The following is a 21,066-nucleotide window of genomic DNA, read 5'->3' on the forward strand; positions in this document are numbered from 1 at the left end:
CGCCACGCGTTGACGCAGCAGGCCGGAGGCGTAACGTGGAAAACGTGGAGTGGACCGCGTGGTTCGACGCGCCGGAGTACGAGTTCGCCCGGCAAGTGCTGCAGCGCAGCACCGCCACCCTCTTCTTCGTGGCGTTCCTCTCCTCGCTCAACCAGTTCCCGGCCCTCCTCGGCGAGCGCGGCCTGTTGCCGGTGCCGGCGTATCTCGAAGGCTTCAACCGCCTGGGCCGGCCCAGCCTGTTCCGCTGGCGCTACTCGGACCGGCTGCTGCGGACGGTCTGCTGGAGCGGCATGGCCATTGCCGCCACGCTCATCGCCGGGCTGCCCCAGCTCGGGCCGCCCTGGGTTCCGCTCATCGCGTTCCTGACCCTGTGGTTGTTGTACATGTCGATCGTGAACGTGGGGCAGACGTTTTACGGCTTCGGCTGGGAGATGCTGTTGCTGGAGGCCGGGTTCACAGTGGCCTTCCTGGGCTCCGACCAGACTCCCCCGCCCAGGCCGATCCTGATCCTGCTGGTCTGGCTGGTGTTCCGGCTGGAGTTCGGCGCCGGCCTGATCAAGATCCGGGGCGGCCCGGAGTGGCGGGACCTGACAGCCCTGTACTACCACCACGAGACCCAGCCGATGCCGGGGCCGCTGAGCCGGCAGGCGCATCTGCTCCCCAAGGCCTGGCACCGGCTGGAGGTCCTGGGCAACCACTTCGCGCAGCTGGTGGTGCCGTTCTTCCTCTTTGCCCCGCAGCCACTGGCCAGCGCCGCCGCCGGGATCATCATCTTCACCCAGCTGTGGCTGGTGGCGAGCGGAAACTTCGCCTGGCTGAACTGGATGGCTATCATCCTGGCCTTCGCGGCGGTCAGCGATCCCGTGGCGCACGCCGTGCTTCCGGCAATCCCGCTTGAGTGGCACGCCGCGTCCGCGTCCGCGTCCGCGTCCGCAGGCGCAGGCGCCGGGGCCGGCAGCCAGGCGCCGGTCGCGTGGCTGGTGGTGGTCCTGGTTGCCACGGTGCTGCTCGTGGTGCTCAGCTACCGGCCGATCGAGAATCTCTTTTCCCACCATCAGCTGATGAACGCATCTTTCAACCGCTGGCAGCTGGTGAACACCTACGGCGCGTTCGGCACGGTCACGAAGCGGCGGATCGAGATCGTGGTGGAGGGGACCCTCGACGCGGAACCCGGGGATGATGCGGACTGGCGGGAGTATGGGTTCAAGGGCAAACCGGGAGACCTCCGGCGCATCCCGCGCCAGTTCGCCCCATACCACCTGAGGCTTGACTGGCTGATGTGGTTCCTGCCGCTGCGTACCGTGCACGAGGAATGGTTCTACGCGTTCCTGGCCAGGCTGCTGGCGGCGGACCGGCCCACGCTGCGGCTGCTGCGCCATGACCCGTTCGACGGCGAACGGCCCCACTGGGTGCGTGCCAGCAGCTACCTCTACCGTTTCTCCACCCGGGCCGAGTTCCATGCGAGCGGCCAGCGTTGGATCCGGACTCCGTTGTATGTCGTCATCCCGCCCTCGCGCCTGCCGCCGGACGCCTGAGGCCCGTGTTCCGGGCGGCCCAGCGCCGGCCGGTGCGTTCTCGTGCGGCCGTTTGCCACAAATGGCCGGAACGAGGGTCGTCATTCCGGCCATCTGCGGCAATCGGGAACGCCCGCGCCTAGACGGACACCTGCTCCTGCGCCGGCGCGGCCTCCACCGCTGCCTGGCGGCGGCGGAGCCACCACGAGGCAACGAAGATCAGCGCCATGGAGACGTACACCACCAAGGCGAACGGCGAGGAGAACAGGGCCGTGGGGTCGTTCTGCGAGAGCTGCAGCGAGCGCCGCAGCTGCACCTCGAACATCGGTCCCAGGATCATTGCCACCACCATGGGCGCTACAGGATAGCCGTAGCGGCGCATGAAGTAGCCCAGGATGCCCACCACCAGCAGGATGCCGACGTCGCTTGGCGAGAAGTTCACCGAGAAGGCGCCCAGGGCGGCGAAGACCAGGATGCCGGCGTAGAGGTAGGGCCGCGGGATCTGCAGGATCTTCACCCACAGGCCCACCAGCGGCAGGTTCAGGACCAGCAGCATGAGGTTGCCGACATACAGCGACGCGATCAGGGTCCAGACAAGCGCCCCCTGGTTTTCGAACAGGAGCGGGCCGGGCTGGATCTGGTAGCGCTGGAACGCCGTGAGCATCATGGCCGCGGTCGCCGTCGTCGGGATGCCGAGGGTCAGCAACGGCACCAGGACACCGGCGGCCGCGGCGTTGTTGGCCGCTTCCGGCCCGGCGACGCCTTCGATCGCGCCCTTGCCGAACTGGGCCTTGTTGGCGCCCTTGGCCAGCTTCCGCTCGGCGGCGTAGGACAGGAACGTGGAGACGTCCGCGCCGCCTGCCGGGACGGTGCCGATCGGGAACCCGATGAAGGTTCCGCGCAGCCACGGTTTCCAGGACCGCTTCCAGTCCTCCTTGGACAGCCAGGCGTTCTTGCCCTTGCTGACCGGGATGAGCTCCACGGGGCCGTGCCGCAGCTTGGAAGCGACGTAGAGTGCCTCGCCGAGGGCAAAGAGGCCCACGGCCACCAGGACCATGTCGATGCCGTCCACCAGGGTGGGGTTCTCGAACGTGAAGCGCTGCTGGGCCGTGCTGTCATCGATGCCGATCAGGCCGATGAACAGCCCGAGGGCAAGGGAGGCTAGGCCGCGCAGGACGGAGGCGCCCAACAGCGCGCCGACGGTCAGGAAGGCCACCACCATGAGGGCCACGTAGTCCACGGGGCCGAGGCCGACGGCGAAGTCGGCCACGACGGGCGCCAGGAAGGTCAGCAGGACCGTGGCGATGGTCCCGGCAATGAAGGATCCGATCGCCGCCGTCGCCAGGGCCGCCGCTCCCCTGCCGGCCTTGGCCATCTTGTTTCCTTCGAGCGCCGTGACGATCGAGGAGGATTCGCCCGGCGTGTTCAGCAGGATGGAGGTGGTGGAACCGCCGTACATGCCGCCATAGTAGATCCCGGCGAACACGATCAGCGCCGCGGCCGGTTCCAGGGCATAGGTGATGGGCATGAGCAGGGCCACGGTCATGGCGGGGCCAATGCCGGGGAGCACGCCGACGGCGGTGCCGACGAAGACCCCGCCCAGGGCGTAGAGCAGGTAGACAGGCTGCAGCGCGGTGGCGAATCCTTCGAGCAGGAGCATGAAGCTATCCATGGAAGAAGGCCACCCCCTCGAGCAGCGGCCCCGGCGGCAGGGATACGCCCAGCAGCCCGCCGAAGACGTACTGCAGCACCAGCGCCAGGATCACGGACACGGTGATCGCCTTCCAGAGGGGTTTGGCGTCCAGGGACCAGGCGGCACCGCTGAAGAGCACGGCGGCGGCCACCGGCCAGCCTGCCGGCTCGATCAGGAAGATGTGCAGCACCACGAAGCCCACCAGTTTGGCGAGGGCCACCCAGTCGGTCTTGGCGGTCACGTCCAGGTCTTCGCTGTCCTCGGCCTGGCCAACCTTGCCGCGGAGGACCTGCAGGACCACCCCGGCGCCGCACAGCACCAGCATGCCGCACACGATGTAGGGGAAGGCGCGCGGGCCGATGCCGGTCTCCGACGGCGGGATCGGAATGGATCCCGCCGTCGCCAGGCCCGCGACGCCCACGCTGACGAACACGAGGGCGAACAGGATCTCCCCCGTCGGGCGTTTGGCGGGCGTTGTTGCGAGAGAAGACATTCTTACTTGACCAGGCCGATCTGGGTCAGCGTGGTCTTGACCTTGGCGATGTCCTCGGTCAGGAAGGTCGTGAAGCCGTCACCGGCCAGGAAGGCGTCGTCCCAGTTGTTCTTGGACAGGGTGGATTTCCAGGCCGCGGAGGCGTGCAGCTTGGTGACGACGTCGGTCAGCTTCGCGCGCTGGGCGTCGTCGATGGAGCCGGGGGCCACCACGCCGCGCCAGTTGGTCAGCACGACGTCGATCCCCTGGTCCTTGAGCGGCTTGACGCCGGGAAGCGCCGGGGCCTCGGCCTTCCCGGAGACGGCGAGCGCCCGGACCTTGCCGGCCTTGACCTGTTCGGCGTACTCGCCCACGCCGGAGATGCCGGCCTGGACCTTGTTGCCGAGCAGCGCCGCGATGGATTCGCCGCCGCCGGAGTAGCCGATGTAGTTCAGCTTGTCCGCCTCCACGCCCTGGGATTTCAGGATCTGCCCGGCCAGGATGTGGTCCGCGCCGCCGGCCGAGCCGCCGGTGATGGACACGCCCTTGCCGTTGGCCTTGATGTCCGCCACGAGGTCGGCGACGGACTGGTATTTCGACGACGCCGGCACCACGAGGACCAGGGGTTCTTCGGTGAGCCGCGCGATCGGGGTGGTGTCTTCGAGCCGCGTCTTGGCTCCGTTGGTCTCGACTGCGCCCACCATGACGTAGCCCATCACCATAAGGGTGTTGACGTCCTTCTCCGTGGCCAGCTTGGCCAGCCCGTTGGTCCCGCCGCCGCCGCCGATGTTGGTGACCTGGGCGGAGGAGACGAGCTTGTTGGACTGCAGGTCCTGCTGCATGGCGCGTCCGGTCTGGTCCCAGCCGCCGCCCGGGTTGGCGGGGACGATGATGCTGAGCTTCTTGATCGGGTCGGCGCCCCCGGACGCGCCGGCAGCCGCGCCGGTTCCGCTTCCTGCGCAGGCGGACAGGGCCAGGACGACTCCGGCGGCTCCGGCAATGAGGGCACCGCGGCGGGTGTGGGTGGGCCGCGTGAAAAAGTTCTGCGAAGTCATGGTTTCTCCCTGAGCGAATGTGATGCACATCATCGGAATCACGTCACTGACCCTAGGAGCGCCCAGCGAAGGGCAACAGAATTTGGCCTTAGAGGTAGTAGTGGTCATATTGGTCACGGCCGCGGCCGTCTTTTTGGCGGGCGGCCGGCGCTCCCAATGCGAAACTTGTGACATGTTTCACAGAATTCCCCTACGGTTCCAGCTGGTCGCATTGCAGCTGGGCATCGTGCTGGCTGTCCTCACGGCGGTAGGGGCGGTGACCATCCGGATGCAGGAACAACAGCTCCGGGACGCCTACAAGGGCCGCCTGATCGGCGTGGCCGAAAGTGTTGCCCAGCTGCCGTCCGTCATCAACGCGTTCGGAACGCCCTCGCCGGCCCAGACCATCCAGCCGATCGCGGAAGTCATCCGGCAGGCATCCAATGTCACGTACGTGGTGGTGACAGACCGGCACGGTGTCCGCCAGTCGCACCCCAATCCGGCGGAAATCGGGCGGCCGGTCTCCACCGATCCCTCTGTGCCCCTGTCCGGGGAGATCTATGTGGGCACCCAGACGGGCACGCTCGGTGAATCCTGGCGGGTGAAGGTTCCCATCTTCGATGCGGCCGGCACGGTGATCGGCTCCGCTTCCGTGGGAGTGTTGGAGAGCACCCTGGCCGCCGACCTCCATGAGGATATGCCGCAGCTGTTCGGCTGGCTGCTCGGGGCGGCGCTGCTGAGTTCCCTTGGCGCGATGTACGTCTCGAAACTGGTCTGGCGGCGGATCTACAAGCTTGAGCCCGAGGACATCGCGGCCCTGCTTGAAACGCGCGACGCCATGCTCCACGGCCTGGGCGAAGGGCTCGTGGCGGTGGACGTGGACGGCAGGATCGCGCTGGTCAATGATGAGGCCCGCCGCCTGCTCGCGCTGGCCGGGGATATCACCGGGACGCCCGCCGCGGCGAGCCTGGAACCGGCGGTCCTCCGCTTGCTCTCGGCCGGGTCCGCCACGGAGGAACTGGTGCTCTCGGGCGAGCGGATCCTGCTGGGCAAGGTCAATGCGGCCACCGTCGACGGCCGCGAAGTCGGCAAGGTGCTGATCCTGCGGGACCGCACTGAACTGCACACCGTCCTGCGTGACCGCGACGGCGCCGTGGACGTGACGCAGGCCCTCCGCGCCCAGGCGCACGAATTCGCCAACAAGCTGCACGTCATTTCCGGACTGCTGGAGCTCGGAAAGCAGGACAAGGCCATCGAATACCTGGGCCGCAGCCACAACGACGCCGTTTTCGCGAACCGGCCGCAGGCGGCCGGAATCACCGATCACGGGGTCCAGGCCCTGCTGATCGCCAAGTCCACAGTCTGCGCCGAGCGCGGCATCGAGATCATCGTCAGCCCTGAGTCGCTGTGCTCCGCCGATGACTCGGGCGACGTTATTACGGTTCTGGGCAACCTGATCGACAATGCTGTGGACGCTGCCGGCTACGACAGCACTGTTGCCGTCCGGCTGGGCGAGAGCGCCGACGGCGGGCGGACCATCGTGGTGGAGGACGACGGGCCGGGCGTCCCGGTTGCGGAACGCGCTAAAGTGTTCGAGCCCGGCGTGACCAGCAAGGAAGCCGAGGGAATCAACAGCCGCGGGTTTGGGCTTGCCCTGGTCCAGCGGGTTGCCCTCCGGCGCGGAGGCCGGGCGGCGGTCTCCTCATCGGCATTGGGCGGAGCCTGCTTCTCGGTAGTGCTCAGGACAAAAGAGGCGGAACTACAAAAGCAATGAGCGCCATACGTACCCTCATCATTGACGATGACGTAGCAGTGGCCGGGATCCATCACGGGTTCCTGCTGGCACGCGGCGGATTCGACGTCGTGGCCATGGCCCACACCGGGCAACAGGGCCTCGATCTGGCCGCGGAGTTGGGGCCGGAGCTGGTGTTGCTGGACATTCACCTGCCGGACATGTCCGGCCTGGACGTCCTGCAGCGGCTGCGCGGGCGCCGGCGGCCGGTGGATGTCCTCGTGATAACTGCGTCCCGGGAGCTCGACACGGTCCGGGGCGCGATGGCCGGCGGGGTGCTGCACTATCTGGTCAAGCCCTTCTCCTCGCAGGCATTGATCGAACGGCTGGACGAGTACGTCATGCTGCGGGAGGAGCTGGCCTCCGGAGCCGCCGGGCCGCTGGACCAGGCAAGCATCGACCGCCTGGTGGCTCCCTCCCGCCGGCCCGCGGCGGCGGAAACCCCTGCGGGACAGTCTGCCGAGCCGCTGGCCAGGCTGCCGAAGGGACTGTCCCGGCCCACGCTGGACGCCGTCATCGAGGCGCTGAGGGCCAGTCCCGAGGACGTCTCGGCGGCCGGCCTGGCGGTCGAGCTCGGACTGTCGCGCGTCAGCGCCCGGCGTTATCTCGAATATCTGGTCATCCACGGCTTCGCAAGGCTCACGCCCCGTTATGGTGCGGCTGGGCGGCCGGAGAACCGGTACCTGTGGAAACGCTGAGCATGCCCAGTCTTCGGTACGGAACGCACTGAGCATGTCTACATCTTGGAGGCAGCACTGAGCATGTCCAGTTCTTGGAGGCAGCACTGAGCATGTCCAGTCTTAGGCGCGGACAGCCCGGGACGCCTGGCACAAATGCGGGCCACGGGCCAGGGGTTGCGCGTCACAGGGCACCCATTCGACGCAGGTGGCCGCTATAGGACCCGCCAATCCGGCCATCCGTGGCGAATCGACGACGTCCAGCCGGGGAGGGCCCTACATCGGCACCCACGAAACCGCCCGGCCACCTAGGGACCATGGGCGCAGGCCCTCGGGGACTGTCGAGGATTCAGAGCCACAGGGCGCCCATTCGACGCAGATGGCCACAATAGGACCGCCAATCCGCCCATCCGTGGCGAATCGACGACGTCCAGCCGGGCAGGGCCCTACATCGGCACCCACGAAACCGCCCGGCAACACAGGAAGTGTCGGCACCCACGAAACCGCCCGGCCACCCAGGGACCATGGGCACAGGCCCTCGGGGACGGGTCGAGGATTCAGCGTCACGGGGCAGCCTTTCGACGCAGATGGCCGCAATAGGGCCCGTCAGTCCGGCCATCTGTGGCGAATCGACGAGGTCCAGCCGGGCAGGGCCCTACATCGGCACCCACGAAACCGCCCGGCAACACAGGAGTGTCGGCACCCACGAAACCGCCCAGCCATCCCAGGGACCATGGGCACAGGCCCTCGGGGACGGGCCGAGGATTCAGAGCCACGGGGCACCCATTCGACGCAGATGGCCGCAATAGGACCGTCAATCCGGCCATCTGTGGCGAATCGACGACGTCCAGCCGGGCAGGGCCCTACATCGGCACCCACGAAACCGCCCAGCCACACCCATTCGACGCAGATGGCCGCAATAGGACCGCCAATCCGGCCATCTGTGGCGAATCGACGTTTCACACGGCAGAGCCTCACCTGGGCACACGTCGGTGGGCACACGTCGGTGGGCAGCTGGGCGAGGGGCGGGAACTTCCGGCGGCTACCGGCCCGCGCGGCGCAGCGTGGGCGCGGCGTGCTTGAGGATGGGTCCGTCGATCATCTTGCCCTTGAACTGGAAGACGCCCGTGCCTGCCGCGGAGGCAGCGGCGAGCAGCTCGGCTGCCGCTGAGACGTCTTCTTCTGTTGGCGCGTAAGCTTCGCGGACCACGGCCACCTGGTCCGGGTGGATGCACGCTTTGGACGCAAATCCGGACGCCACGGCGTCACGGGATTCGAGGGCCAGCCCGGCCAGGTCCGGGATGTTGACGTAGACGGCGTCGATTGCGTCCTTGCCGAAGGCGCCGGCGGCCAGGAGCACGCTGGAGCGGGCGTGCAGCGCGACGGCCCGGTAGCCGCCGCTTTCCGTCCTGCTGGAGGTTCCGCCGAGCGAGGCCAGCAGGTCCTCCGCACCCCACATCAAGGCCACCACATTGGGTTCGGCGGCGATGGCGGCGGCATTGAGGACACCTGCGGCCGTCTCACAGAGGGCAACCACGCTGTAGCCCTCGAGCTCCTTCAGCTGGGCGGCGCTCTCGGCCTTGGCCAGCATGACGTGCCGGTAGGGCGTGTGCTTGAGGCAGTGCAGGTCCTTCTCGAACTCGTCCGTGCCGGCCGGGTTGACCCGGATGATCGTGCGGCTCGGATCCAGTTCCGGGACGTCGCCGGTGGCGCCGAGTTGGGCGAGGATGGCGCCGCGGGCCCGCTGCTTGTCGGCGGGGGCGACTGCGTCCTCGAGGTCAACGATCACGGTATCGGAGCGCTCGGCGGCTTTCTGGTACCGCTCGGGGCGGTCGGCGGGGCAGAACAGCAGGGCAGGACCCATCAGGAAACTCATGTTTCTATTGTCCCCTTTTGCGCGGCTTCCAGCTCGGCAGCTGCGTGGGCCTCGCGTGTCCACATCAGGCAGCTGCGGGCAGCGAGCGCCACCACGTCCCCGCGCTGGTTCCGCCCCGTGTGCTGCATGGTCACGATGCCCTGGCCTGGGCGGGACGCGGACAGCCGTTTCCCGGTGACCACCGTCTCCGTGTACAGGGTGTCCCCGTGATACAGCGGGCGCGGAAAGGACACGTCCGTCAGGCCCAGCTGGGCGATGATGGTGCCCTGGGTCAGCTGCGGCACGGACTGGCCCACCACGGTGGCCAGGGTGAACATCGAATTCATCAGCCGCTGGCCGAACGGCTGCCCGGCGCTCCAGGCCGCGTCGAGGTGCAGGGCCTGGGTGTTCATGGTCATGGTGGTGAACAAGACGTTATCCGTCTCCGTGACGGTCCGGCCCGGCCGGTGGGCGTAGACCACGCCCTCCTCCAGCTCGTCGAAATAGAGGCCGCGCTGCTCGATCACCCGGGGGGTGCCGGCAACGGGGCTAGGGGCGGATCGGTCTGCGTCACTCATACGGTCAGTTCCTGGTCTTCCTCAAAGAGTTCGGCTCCGGTGGCCGCCACGACGTCCTCCACGGACACGTTCGGCGCCAGTTCGCGCAGCACCAGCCGGGGCGGCCCGGCGTCGGTCACGACGTCGATCACGGCGAGGTCGGTGATGATGCGGTCCACGCAGCCCTTGCCGGTCAGCGGCAGTGTGCAGGTTTCCACGATTTTCGGCCTCCCGTTGCGGTCCACGTGATCCATCATCACGATCACCTTCTTGGCCCCGAACACGAGGTCCATCGCACCGCCCATGCCCTTGACCATTTTGCCCGGGATCATCCAGTTGGCGAGGTCGCCGTTGGCGGCGACCTCCATGGCGCCGAGCACGGCCACATCGACGTGGCCGCCCCGGATCATGCCGAAGGAGGCGGCCGAATCGAAGAACGCCGCGCCCTTGTTGACCGTGACGGTTTCCTTGCCGGCATTGATCAGGTCCGGATCGATCTGGTCCTCGGCCGGGTAGGGTCCGACGCCCAGGATGCCGTTCTCCGAATGCAGCACCACCTCGACGCCGGCCGGAATGTAATTGGGTATCAGCGTCGGCATGCCGATGCCGAGGTTGACGTACTGGCCGTTGTGCAGTTCCTGCGCCACCCGGGCGGCGAGTTCATTGCGGGTCCAGCCCTTGCTCTCAACACCGGCGGGGTGTTCGAGCGCGGAGCGCCGGTATTCGTGGCGCACGGCCTCGGGACGGGGCGGGGCGTCTTGGGCTTTGTTCGTTTCCACGGCTATGCTCCTGCCTGCTCTGGCGCCTGCTTTGGTGCGCCGGAGGCCCCGGTGGTCACCGCAACCGTCCGCTTCTCAATGCGTTTCTCGCCCTGCGGGGCCAGCACCACGCGCTGGACGAAGATCCCAGGGACGTGGACGTGCTCCGGGTCCAGTTCCCCCGGCTGCACAAGTTCCTCGACCTCGGCGATCGTGATCTTCCCGGCCATGGCGCACAGCGGGTTGAAATTCATGGCGGTGGCGTGGAAGACGAGATTGCCGTGGCGGTCACCCTTCCAGGCGTGAACCAGGCCGAAGTCGGGCGTGAGCGATTCTTCCAGCACGTAGTCGGCGCCGTGGAAGCTGCGCACTTCCTTGGCGGCAGAGGCGATCGCTACGTTGCCGTCGGCGTCGTACTTCTGCGGCAGGCCGCCGTCAGACACCTGGGTTCCGACGCCGGCCGGCGTGTAGAAGGCGGGAATGCCGGCCCCGCCGGCGCGCAGCTTTTCGGCCAGCGTACCCTGCGGGGTGAGGACCACCTCCAGCTCGCCGGCGAGGTATTGCCGGGCGAACTCTTTGTTCTCCCCCACGTAGGAGCTGATGGTGCGCCGGATCCGGCCGTCCTTGAGCAGGATCCCGAGGCCCCAGTCGTCCACGCCGCAGTTGTTGCTGACGGTTTCCAGGTCCGTGGCGCCGCGCTCGTGCAGGGCCTCGATCAAGGTCACGGGGATGCCGCACAGCCCGAACCCGCCGACGGCGAGGGAGGCGCCGTCGTGGATGTCCGCGACAGCCTCGGCTGCGCTGGCAACAACTTTGTTGATCATCGGTGATCCTTCCGGCCGGCTACAGTCCCAGTTCGCGGGCGATCAGCATCAGCTGGACCTCCGTGGTGCCCTCGCCGACTTCAAGGATCTTGGAGTCGCGGTAGTGGCGCGCCACGGTGAATTCGTTGATGAAGCCATAGCCGCCGAACACCTGGGTGGCGTCCCGCGCGTTGTCCATGGCTGCCTCGCCTGCGACCATCTTAGCGATGGCCGCCTGCGTCTTGAACGGCTTGCCGGCAAGCATCCGGGCGGCAGCGTCGTAGTAGGCCAGGCGGGCCGTGTGGGCGCGTGCTTCCATCCGGGCGATCTTGAACGCAATGGCCTGGTACTTGCCGATGTTCTGCCCGAACGCGCTGCGTTCCTTGGCGTATTTCACCGACAGGTCCACGCAGCCCTGGGCCGCGCCGACGGCCAGGGCTGCGATCGCGATCCGGCCCTCGTCCAGGATGGAGAGGAAGTTGGCGTAGCCGCGGCCCTGGGTGCCCAGCAGGTTTTCCTCGGGGACGTGGACGTTGTTGAGCGTCAGCGGGTGGGTGTCCGAGGCGTTCCAGCCGACCTTGTTGTAGGCCTTCTCGGCTTTGAAGCCCGGGGTGTTGGTGGGCACCAGGATGGTGGAGATTTCCTTCTTGATGCTGCCGTCCGGGCGTTCGTCCTGGCCGGTCACCGCGGTGACGGTGACGAGCTTGGTGATGTCGGTGCCGGAGTTGGTGATGAACTCCTTGTTGCCGTTGATGACCCACTCTCCGCCGCCGCGTTTGGCGGTGGTCTTCGTTCCGCCGGCGTCCGAGCCGGCTTCCGGCTCGGTCAGGCCGAAGCCGGCGAGCGCCTTGCCGGAGGCCAGCAGCGGCAGCCACTCCTCCTTTTGGGCGGCGTTGCCGAAGCGGTGGATCGGCATGGCACCGAGGGAGACGCCGGCCTCGAGTGTGATGGCGACGGACTGGTCCACCCGGCCAAGCTGTTCCAGGGCCAGGGCGAGGGCGAAGTAGTCGCCGCCCATGCCGCCGAACTCTTCCGGGAACGGCAGGCCGAACAGGCCCATGTCCGCCATCTGGGCGACGATTTCGTAGGGGAAGCTGTGTTCCTCGTCGTGCTTGGCGGAAACCGGGGCCACCACTTCGTCGGCGAATTCGCGGACGGTGTTGCTGAGGTCCTGGTAATCCTCGCTGAGTTCAAAATCTGCCATGGGAGTGACTCCTGTGTCTGAGGTATTTCTGTGGTCTGTTGAAAGGGGTGTTGGGTCAGCGGCGGGCGTTGCTCCGCGGGCGTCAGTACGGTGCGGTCATTCGGCCGCGCCCATCGCGATGACCGCTTCCTCGATCGTGTCCTCGGCCTTCGAAGGCTCGGCCGGGACGGCGGGGTGGATCGTCGCCAGCACCTGGTCTGCCTTGACGAGGTCGCCTGGCCCGACGCTGATGTGGACGGTTCCGTCGAGGGGCGCCACGAGCTGGTGCTCCATCTTCATAGCCTCCACGGAGAGCAGCACTTGGCCGGCTTCCACGGCGTCACCGTTGCTGACGGACACGGACACCACGGTGCCGGGCATCGGCGAGCGCACCGCCGGGTCAGCGGCGCCTTCCTCGCGTTCGATCGCGGCCAGCACCCGGGCGAGCCGGGTCTCCCGGGTGAGCACCTCCAGGCGGCAGGACCAGCCCTCGTTGCCGAGGAAAAGTTCCGTGGGCGTCGTGTTGTTGTCCCGGTCTGGGCGGATCGGTCCCTGAGACACGGCCACGAGCGAGTACACCCGGGCTTCGCCGCCCAGGGTCAGCTCTGCGTGGTTGCGGTTGGGGAAGCGAAGCGAAGCCGTGCGCTGCGGCCCGCCGTCGACGGTCACTGCCGCCGTGCCCTGCCCCACGGCGCCGGACACCTCAACCGTCGCGACACCGCCGTCGGGAGTGCCAAGGCTGATCCGCCGTGGGGCGGGGGCACCAAGCCTCCAACCGTCGCGAAGGTCCCACGGGCCTTTCCCGGCGGCCTGCGCATCGTGCTCCTGCGTGGCAGCTGCGTAGAGCGCCGCGGCAGCGATCTCGAAGTCGCCCGGGCGGCGGAAGGAGAACTCCGGCATTTTGCGCTCTATCAGACCGGTGTCGAGGCGCCCGGCCCGGACGTCGGCGTCGTTGATCAGGAGCCGCAAGTACTCAACGTTGGTGTCGATGCCAAGTGCCGTGTAGCCGGCGAGGGCCCGGTCCAGGGTGTCGAGGGCCTCGGTGCGGTCCTGACCCCACGCGATGACCTTGGAAATCATCGGGTCATAGCTGGAAGAGATCTCCAGGTCCTCCAGCAGGGCAGAATCGACCCGGACTTGGCCATCTGCGTCACCGGGCAGTTCGTCCAGCACGAGGACCCTGCCCGTCGAGGGCAGGAAGTTCTTCTCCGGAACCTCCGCGTACACGCGGGCCTCGACCGAGTGGCCGTTGAGCACGACGTCGTCCTGCCGGACGGTGAGTTCCCCGCCGGCGGCGATCCGGACCTGCCATTCAACGAGGTCGATGCCGGTGACCATCTCGGTGACGGGGTGTTCGACCTGCAAACGGGTGTTCATCTCCATGAAGAAGAACTCGTCCGGGGCGTTGTCCGAGACCAGGAATTCGACAGTGCCGGCGCCGGAGTAGTTGACGCTGCGCGCGGCGTTGCAGGCGGCCTCGCCGAGACGGGCCCGGATGTCCGCGCCGTCGGGCAGGGATTCCAGCAGCGGGGACGGCGCCTCCTCGATGACTTTCTGGTGGCGGCGCTGCAGGGAGCACTCGCGCTCCCCGAGGTGGATGACGTTGCCGTGGTTGTCGGCAAGGACCTGCACCTCGATGTGGCGCGGGGTGAGCACGAGCCGTTCCAGGAACAGGGTGTCATCGCCGAAGGCACTCGCCGCGACCCGCCGGGCGGTGGCCAGGGTGGCTTCGAGGTCCTCGGGCCGTTCCACGATGTGCATGCCCTTCCCGCCGCCACCGGCGGAGGGCTTGATCAGCAGCGGGAAGCCGACGCCGGCCGCGGCCTCGATCAGTTGCGCGTCCGTCATGTCCGGTTCGGCGATGCCCGGGACCACCGGGACGCCGTAGCCGGTGACGTGGTTTTTGGAGCGGATCTTGTCGCCCATGACGTTCAGGGATTCGACGCCGGGGCCGATGAACGTGATCCCGGCGTCCGCCAGGGCACGGGCGAAGTCGACGTTCTCGCTCAGGAAGCCGTAGCCCGGGTGCACGGCCTCGGCGCCGGTGTCGCGGCAGGCCTTCAGGATGGCCTCGATCTTCAGGTAGCTCTCGGTGGCGGCGGCCGGGCCGATCCTGACCGCGACGTCGGCCTCCCGCACGTGCCGCGCGCCGGCATCGGCGTCGGAATAGACGGCCACCGAACGGATCCCCAGGGCGCGCAGGGTCCGGATGACGCGGCAGGCGATCTCGCCGCGGTTGGCGACGAGCACGGTGCCGAACAGGGGCTTCTGGGGTGTCAAAGGTGCAGTCGACAAAGAAATAGTCACAGCTGGCTCACATCCGGAACAGGCCGAAGGAGGTCTCCGGCAGCGGGGTGCGGGAGACGACGTCGAGCGCCAGTCCCAGGACGGTGCGGGTGTCCGCGGGGTCGATCACGCCGTCATCCCAGAGGCGGGCGGTGGAGTAGTAGGGGCTGCCCTGGTCCTCGTACTGGGCCTTGATCGGGGCCTTGAACGCTTCCTCGTCCGCGGCGGACCATTCCTCGCCGCGGGCCTCGTACTGGTCCCGCTTCACGGTGGCCAGCACGCTGGAGGCCTGGTTCCCGCCCATCACGGAAATCCGGGACGCCGGCCACATCCACAGGAAGCGCGGCGAATAGGCCCGACCGCACATGGAGTAGTTCCCCGCGCCGAAGGACCCGCCGATCACCACGGTCAGTTTGGGGACGCGGGCGGTGGCGACGGCGGTGACCATCTTGGCGCCGTTCTTGGCGATGCCGCCCTGCTCGTAGTCCTTGCCGACCATGAAGCCGGAGAGGTTCTGCAGGAAGATCAGCGGGATGCCGCGCTGATCGCAGAGTTCGATGAAGTGCGCGCCCTTGAGTGAGGACTCGCTGAACAGCACCCCGTTGTTCGCCACGATCCCCACCGGGTGGCCGTGCAGCTTGGCGAAGCCCGTGACCAAGGTGGTGCCGTAGTTCTTCTTGAACTCGTGGAACCTGCTGCCGTCCACAAGCCGGGCAATGACCTCACGCACGTCATACTGGGCGTTGACGTCCGTGGGAACGGCGCCGTAGAGCTCCTCCGGGTCGGCGACGGGTTCGACGACGGTATCCACGTCCCAGACGGGGGCGGCGGGCCGGGGCAGGGTGGAGACGATGTCGCGGACGATCTGGAGGGCATGCTCATCGTTCTCGGCCAGGTGGTCCGTGACTCCGGAGATCTTCGAGTGCACGTCGCCGCCGCCGAGTTCCTCGGCCGTGACGATCTCGCCGATCGCGGCCTTCACCAGCGGCGGGCCGCCCAGGAAGATGGTGCCCTGGTTGCGGACAATCACGGTCTCGTCGCTCATCGCCGGGACATAGGCGCCGCCGGCGGTGCAGGAGCCCATGACGGAGGCGATCTGCGGGATCTTCGCCGCGGACATCCTTGCCTGGTTGAAGAAGATCCGGCCGAAGTGTTCCTTGTCCGGGAAGACCTCGTCCTGCTTAGGCAGGAACGCGCCGCCGGAATCCACGAGATAGATGCAGGGCAGCCGGTTCTCCAGGGCGATTTCCTGCGCCCGGAGATGCTTCTTGACCGTCATCGGGTAGTAGGTGCCGCCCTTGACCGTGGCGTCGTTGGAAATGACCAGCACCTGCCGGCCGTGCACCAGGCCGATCCCGGCTATGACGCCGGCACCGGGCGAGTCGCCGTCGTACATCCCGTCCGCCGCCAGCGGGGCGATCTCCAGGAAGGGGCTGCCGTCGTCCAGCAGCCGGTCGATGCGCTCGCGCGGCAGGAGCTTGCCGCGCGCAACGTGGCGTTCCCGGGACTTTGCCGGCCCGCCCAGCGCTGCAGCGGCGAGCCGTTCCCTCAACTCGCCGGCCAGCCCCAGCTGGGCCTCCCGGTTCGCGGCATAGGCTGTGCTCATCGCATCCACCCGGCTGGCGATTGTCTCCATTGACTGATTCCGTTCCCTGACCTGCGCGCCGGACCGGCGACTCACGCCGCCCGGCCGTTTCGGTTAGTACCGCATAACTGAGATTTAGGTTAGTCTCTATTAACTGTGATGTCCAACACAGGGATCATTCGCAACGAGGGGACGCGCCGGTGACCGAGCCCAGCCAGACCGCCCAGCTTCCGTCCGCCCAGGCAGCCTCCACCCCGGCCCCCTCCACGCAGCGCAGCCAGGCCAAGGCGAACAGGCGGCAGGCCCTCTTGTCCGCCGCCGCTGCGCTCTTCGCCCTCGAGGGCTTCAACCGCGTTTCCCTGGAGGATCTGGGGGCCGCGGCCGGCGTCAGCGGGCCGGCGGTCTACCGCCACTTCGCCGGCAAGCAGGCCGTCCTCGGCGCGCTGCTGCTGAGCGTGAGCAAGGACCTGCTCGACGGCGGCCGCAAGGTGGTGGCCGATTCCGACGACGACCTGGCGGCGCTGGGCGGCCTCGTGGCCTTCCACGTCGACTTTGCCCTGAGCAACCCCGACGTCATCCGGGTCCAGGACCAGGACTTCAGCAACCTGGCCGGTGAGGACCAGGCCGAGGTCCGCACGCTCCAGCGCAACTACGTTGAACTCTGGGTGGACGTGCTGGCCGGACTGCACGAGGGCACGGAAGCCGCCGAACTGCGGATGCGGGCACATGCCACCTTCGGCCTGATCAACTCCACCCCGCACTCGGTGCGCAGCCACGGGCGCCGGATCGGCGTCCGCCGCGCCAGGCCGCTGCTGGAAAGCATGGCGCTGGCCGCGCTCATGGCACCGGCCGCGCCCGAGCCGCTCGGCTAGGCAACTCCCCCGCCGCGCAACGCACTCCACGGTTCCGCGTGTCCACGGCGCAGCCCGAGGGCACTTTGGCGCGGACATGCCGTGAACCAGGGCCCCGCCGTCGAACATTGCCCTTAATGTGCCCCCGGCCGGAAACCACCCCGCCCACAAGACACTCCTGCGGACAACAACGCTGCCGGCCACCCTTCCTTGGCGGGAAGGGCAGCCGGCAGTTGTGATCTGGGGTGCCTAGACCATCGCCAGGACCATGCCCGGATCGGCCAGCATGGTCCCGAGGTCCTGCAGGAACCGTGAGCCCTGCTCGCCGTCGACCAGTCTGTGGTCGAAGGAGAGGCTGAGCGTCATGACCTGGCGCAGCGCGACCTCGTCCTGGTACTCCCACGGCATCTTCCGCACCGCGCCGAGGGCCAGGATGGCTGCCTCCCCTGGGTTCAGGATGGGCGTGCCGGCATCGATGCCGAAGACGCCGATGTTCGTGATGGAGATTGTGCCGCCGGAGAGCGCCTCGGTGCCCGTCTTCCCGGCCCGGGCCGTGTCCGTCAGTTCCGTCAGCGCGGTGGAGAGCTCCATGAGGGACATCCGGTCCGCGTCCTTGATATTCGGAACGGTCAGGCCCCTCGGGGTCGCGGCCGCGATGCCCAGGTTCACATAGTTGAACTGGACGATCTCCTGGTTGGCCTCGTCCCACCTGGCGTTGAGCGTCGGGTGGTTGCGTAGCGCGATCAGCACGGCCTTGGACACGAGCGTCAGCGGTGTGAGCTTGTAGCCGGCGAACGCGCGGCTGGCCTTCAGCCGTGCCAGCAGCTCCATCGTGGGGGTGACGTCAACGGTGAGGAACTCCGTGACGTGCGGTGCGGTGAAGGCGCTGGCCACCATGGCGGCGGCCGTGAATTTCCGCACGCCCTTGATCGGCGTGCGGGTCTCCCGTTCGCCCCCGGCCGGGACGCGCCCAACTGACTGCGCCCCAACTGACTGCGCCGGCGCGCCGGCGAGTTCCTGGGCGGCTGCGGTCAGGTCTCCGCCGCCGACGAAATTCAGGACATCCTCACGGGTGATCAGCCCGTGCTCCCCCGTGCCGGTCACGGCCTCGAGGTCGACGCCGAGATCCTTGGCCAGCTTCCGCACCGGCGGCGTGGACCGCGGACGCTCCCCCGGCGCCGTTTCGACAACCTTGGATTCAAGCGGCTCGGCAGCGCGGACCGGCGCGACGGGCTCGGCGGGTGCGACCGGAGAAGCCGCCGCCGGCGCCGCGAAGGTGCGGGTGCGGCGGGCCGGCCGGCCGGAGGCTTCGAGGACGGCGCCGTAGCCCACCAGGTTCGGCTCGCGTTTGGCGGCGGCGACTGCACCGGCACCTACGGCGGTACCGGCACCGCCGCCGGAATCGCCGGCGCCGTCGTCCTCAATCTCGAAGGACACGATCGGCTTGCCGACCTCGACCACGGTGCCCGGCTGCTCGTGCAGCGCGGCGACGACGCCGGCGAACGGCGAAGGCAGCTCGACGACGGCCTTAGCTGTCTCCACCTCGGCGATGATCTGGTTGAGGGTGACGGTGTCCCCTACCGCGACCTTCCAGGCGACGATTTCCGATTCCGTCAGTCCTTCGCCGAGGTCCGGCAGCCTGAATTCCTTGATCATTGTGGCGCTCATCCTTCCAGCCCGCTGAGGGAGTTGGGGCGGCCCAGGGCACGGTCGACGCCGTCGAGAATCCTGTCAAGGCCCGGCAGGTGGTGCATTTCCAGCTTGGAGTACGGGTACGGAACGTCGAAGCCGGTCACGCGGACCGGGGCGGCTTCGAGGTGGTAGAAGCAGCGTTCGGTGATGCTCGCGGCAACTTCGGCGCCGAGCCCGCCGGACTGGCCGGCCTCGTGGGTGATGACCAGCCGGCCGGTCTTGCGGACAGAGGCCTCAAGAGTGGTGAAGTCCAGCGGTGCCAGCGAGCGGAGGTCGATGACCTCGACCGAGACGCCTTCGTCCGCGGCCGCCAGTGCGGCGTCGCGGGCGGTCTTGACCAGCGGGCCGTAGGCCACGAGGGTGACGTCGTTGCCCTCGATGACCACGCGGGCCTTTTCCATGGACAGCGCAGCGCTCAGGTCGACGGTCTCGTCCACCTCGCCCTTGTCGTGGTAGCGCCGCTTGGGCTCGAAGTACAGGACGGGATCATCGGAGGCGATGGCCTGCTGGATCATGGTGTACGCGTCCTGGGGGTTGGACACGCTGACCACGCGCAGCCCCGAGGTGTGGGTGAAGTAGGCCTCTGGCGATTCCGAGTGGTGTTCCGGCGAGCCGATGCCGCCGCCGAACGGGACGCGGATGGTGATGGGCATCTTGACCGCGCCCTGGGTGCGGTAGTGCATCTTGGCAACCTGGCTGACGATCTGGTCGAACGCCGGGTAGATGAAGCCGTCGAACTGGATCTCCACCACCGGGCGGTAGCCGCGGTACGCCAGGCCGACCGCGGTGCCCATGATGCCCGATTCGGCGAGCGGGGTGTCCACGACGCGGTGCTTCCCGAAGTCTTTCTGCAGCCCGTCGGTGACACGGAAGACTCCGCCGAGGGCGCCGATGTCCTCCCCCATCAGGATCACCTTGGGATCGTTTTCGAGGGACTTGCGCAGGCCCGAATTGATGGCTCGGGCAAAGGTCATCTGCGTCATCAGCGTGCACCTTCTTCTGAAGCGGCTTCTGCGGGATCGCCGAAGGAAGCCAGGTAACGGGAGTAATGGTCCTGCTGGCGGTCCAGCCAGGAGTTAGGTGTGCTGTAAACGTGCTTGAAGATATCCAGCGGCTGCGGCTCGGGCATGTTGATGGTGCCGGCCCGGAGTTCCTTGGCCACGGCGTCGGCCTTCGCGGCGACGGCGGCCTCAAGGTCCGCGGTCAGCAGTCCCTTGCGGTCCAGCAGCGATTTCACCCGGGAAATCGGGTCCTTGGCGGCCCAGTCCTCGAGCTCGTTGGCATCCCGGTAGCGGGTGGGGTCATCCGCCGTCGTGTGTGGGCCCATCCGGTAGGTCACGGCCTCGATAAAGGTGGGTCCCCCGCCGTGCCGGGCGCGGTCCAGGGCGATGCGGGTGGCCGCCATGACGGCGAGGACATCGTTGCCATCGACCCTCATGCTGGGGATGCCGAAGCCTGAGGCGCGGTCCGCCAGCTGAATGTGGGACTGCAGCCGGACGGGCTCCGAGATGGCCCAGTGGTTGTTCTGGCAGATGAAGACGACCGGCGCCTGGAAGCTCGCGGCGAAGACCATGGCTTCGTTGACGTCGCCTTCGCTCGTGGCACCGTCGCCGAAATAGGCCACGGCAACGCAGTCGGCGCCGTCGTTCTGGATGCCCATGGCATAGCCCGTGGCGTGCAGGCTCTGCGCACCGATGATGATCTGCTGGGTGGCAACGTTGACGGTGAACGGGTCCCAGCCGGCGGAGGCGTTGCCCCGCCAGGCGCGGACCAGGTCCTCAACCTTCACTCCGCGGCAGTAGGCCACGCCGTTGTCGCGGTAGCTGGGGAAAACAAAGTCGTCGTCGCGCAGCGCGCGGGCCGAGCCGATCTGGGATGCTTCCTGGCCAAGCAGCGGCGGCCAGAGTGCCAGTTCGCCCTGCCGCTGGAGGGCAGTGGCTTCGGCATCGATCCGGCGGATGACCACCATGTCCTCGTAGAGCGAGCCAAGCTGCTCGTCGCTGACGTCCTGGAGCCAGGGATCGAACTCCGGATGGCTGATGCGCTCACCCGCCGGAGTGATGAGCTGGACGAGATCCCCGCCAGTCCGCCTCGTTGAATTTTCACTGTTCCCGGGGCCCCCGGCGGAAATGCCGCCCTTGCCCGCGTCGTCGGTAAACACTGTTGTCCGCACCTTCTGACGTCGTCTGACCGGAACTCGCAGGACTCGTGATCCCGCGGCGCGCCAGCCGCCCGGGCGCCGTTGCCCCGGATAATTGTGACCCTACTCACAATGCTCATCGGGTACAACCGCACGTAAAAATGTTGAGCATTA

At 67.8% G+C, this 21,066-nt stretch carries 17 protein-coding genes; 4 read left to right on the top strand and 13 right to left on the bottom strand.

The window, feature by feature from the left end; all coding sequences use genetic code 11:
• The first annotated feature begins 44 nt into the window (after nucleotides 1-44).
• A complete protein-coding gene (locus tag LQV16_RS08265; RefSeq protein WP_229993415.1) occupies nucleotides 45-1,535 on the top strand; it encodes a lipase maturation factor family protein in 1,491 nt (496 codons plus the stop codon).
• 118 nt (nucleotides 1,536-1,653) lie between these two features.
• On the opposite strand, the gene LQV16_RS08270 is transcribed toward LQV16_RS08265, so the two are convergent.
• The 3 genes from LQV16_RS08270 to LQV16_RS08280 are packed head-to-tail and all read right to left on the bottom strand — an operon-like array spanning nucleotide 1,654 to nucleotide 4,734.
• Nucleotides 1,654-3,186 (bottom strand): tripartite tricarboxylate transporter permease, encoded by a 1,533-nt coding sequence (locus LQV16_RS08270; protein ID WP_229993416.1) that lies wholly within the window; start codon nucleotides 3,184-3,186, stop codon nucleotides 1,654-1,656.
• Complete coding sequence (locus LQV16_RS08275) at nucleotides 3,179-3,700, bottom strand: tripartite tricarboxylate transporter TctB family protein (RefSeq protein WP_229993417.1); 522 nt, start codon at nucleotides 3,698-3,700, stop codon at nucleotides 3,179-3,181. Before LQV16_RS08275 ends, LQV16_RS08270 begins: the two co-directional genes overlap by 8 nt.
• Before the next feature lie 2 nt (nucleotides 3,701-3,702).
• Nucleotides 3,703-4,734: a tripartite tricarboxylate transporter substrate-binding protein gene (locus tag LQV16_RS08280; protein ID WP_229993418.1), complete on the bottom strand. Its 1,032-nt coding sequence runs from the start codon at nucleotides 4,732-4,734 to the stop codon at nucleotides 3,703-3,705.
• Between the two features lie 172 nt (nucleotides 4,735-4,906).
• Between LQV16_RS08280 and LQV16_RS08285 the strand changes: the two genes are divergently transcribed.
• Nucleotides 4,907-6,487 (top strand): sensor histidine kinase, encoded by a 1,581-nt coding sequence (locus tag LQV16_RS08285; protein ID WP_229993419.1) that lies wholly within the window; start codon nucleotides 4,907-4,909, stop codon nucleotides 6,485-6,487.
• A complete protein-coding gene (locus LQV16_RS08290) occupies nucleotides 6,484-7,203 on the top strand; it encodes a response regulator (RefSeq protein WP_229993420.1) in 720 nt (239 codons plus the stop codon). Before LQV16_RS08285 ends, LQV16_RS08290 begins: the two co-directional genes overlap by 4 nt.
• A 1,021-nt stretch (nucleotides 7,204-8,224) precedes the next feature.
• Here the strand turns inward: LQV16_RS08290 and LQV16_RS08295 are convergent.
• From LQV16_RS08295 to LQV16_RS08325, 7 genes are all read right to left on the bottom strand, one after another.
• Entirely contained in the window at nucleotides 8,225-9,058 is an 834-nt protein-coding gene (locus tag LQV16_RS08295; RefSeq protein WP_229993421.1) for a CoA ester lyase, read from the bottom strand.
• Nucleotides 9,055-9,615, bottom strand: a complete 561-nt coding sequence (locus LQV16_RS08300; protein WP_229993422.1) for a MaoC family dehydratase — start codon at nucleotides 9,613-9,615, stop codon at nucleotides 9,055-9,057. Before LQV16_RS08300 ends, LQV16_RS08295 begins: the two co-directional genes overlap by 4 nt.
• On the bottom strand, nucleotides 9,612-10,373 hold the full coding sequence (locus LQV16_RS08305) for a CoA transferase subunit B (protein WP_290369350.1): 762 nt from the start codon (nucleotides 10,371-10,373) through the stop codon (nucleotides 9,612-9,614). Before LQV16_RS08305 ends, LQV16_RS08300 begins: the two co-directional genes overlap by 4 nt.
• Nucleotides 10,374-10,375: 2 nt before the next feature.
• Nucleotides 10,376-11,176, bottom strand: coding sequence for a CoA transferase subunit A (locus tag LQV16_RS08310; RefSeq protein WP_229993423.1), 801 nt, complete (start codon nucleotides 11,174-11,176; stop codon nucleotides 10,376-10,378).
• Nucleotides 11,177-11,195: 19 nt separating this feature from the next.
• Nucleotides 11,196-12,359 carry an acyl-CoA dehydrogenase family protein gene (locus tag LQV16_RS08315; RefSeq protein ID WP_229993424.1) on the bottom strand — a complete coding sequence of 388 codons (1,164 nt, stop codon included), beginning with the start codon at nucleotides 12,357-12,359 and terminating at the stop codon, nucleotides 11,196-11,198.
• 96 nt (nucleotides 12,360-12,455) lie between these two features.
• Nucleotides 12,456-14,618: a biotin carboxylase N-terminal domain-containing protein gene (locus LQV16_RS08320; RefSeq protein WP_229993425.1), complete on the bottom strand. Its 2,163-nt coding sequence runs from the start codon at nucleotides 14,616-14,618 to the stop codon at nucleotides 12,456-12,458.
• Between the two features lie 34 nt (nucleotides 14,619-14,652).
• Nucleotides 14,653-16,260, bottom strand: coding sequence for a carboxyl transferase domain-containing protein (locus LQV16_RS08325; protein ID WP_229993426.1), 1,608 nt, complete (start codon nucleotides 16,258-16,260; stop codon nucleotides 14,653-14,655).
• A 149-nt stretch (nucleotides 16,261-16,409) separates the two neighbouring features.
• On the opposite strand from LQV16_RS08325, the gene LQV16_RS08330 reads away from it, so the two are divergent.
• On the top strand, nucleotides 16,410-17,081 hold the full coding sequence (locus LQV16_RS08330; protein ID WP_290369351.1) for a TetR/AcrR family transcriptional regulator: 672 nt from the start codon (nucleotides 16,410-16,412) through the stop codon (nucleotides 17,079-17,081).
• Between the two features lie 228 nt (nucleotides 17,082-17,309).
• Here LQV16_RS08330 and LQV16_RS08335 read toward each other — a convergent pair whose 3' ends face one another.
• From LQV16_RS08335 to pdhA, 3 genes are read right to left on the bottom strand one after another with little or no spacing between them, the layout of a single operon-like run.
• Complete coding sequence (locus tag LQV16_RS08335; protein WP_229993427.1) at nucleotides 17,310-18,728, bottom strand: dihydrolipoamide acetyltransferase family protein; 1,419 nt, start codon at nucleotides 18,726-18,728, stop codon at nucleotides 17,310-17,312.
• Nucleotides 18,725-19,735, bottom strand: a complete 1,011-nt coding sequence (locus LQV16_RS08340; protein WP_229993428.1) for an alpha-ketoacid dehydrogenase subunit beta — start codon at nucleotides 19,733-19,735, stop codon at nucleotides 18,725-18,727. The genes LQV16_RS08335 and LQV16_RS08340 overlap by 4 nt, the downstream gene beginning before the upstream one ends.
• Nucleotides 19,735-20,913, bottom strand: a complete 1,179-nt coding sequence (gene pdhA / locus LQV16_RS08345) for a pyruvate dehydrogenase (acetyl-transferring) E1 component subunit alpha (protein WP_229993429.1) — start codon at nucleotides 20,911-20,913, stop codon at nucleotides 19,735-19,737. The genes LQV16_RS08340 and pdhA overlap by 1 nt, the downstream gene beginning before the upstream one ends.
• Nucleotides 20,914-21,066 lie beyond the last annotated feature (153 nt).

It is taken from the genome of Arthrobacter sp. Bi26, assembly GCF_918697925.1.
GTDB lineage: Bacteria > Actinomycetota > Actinomycetes > Actinomycetales > Micrococcaceae > Arthrobacter.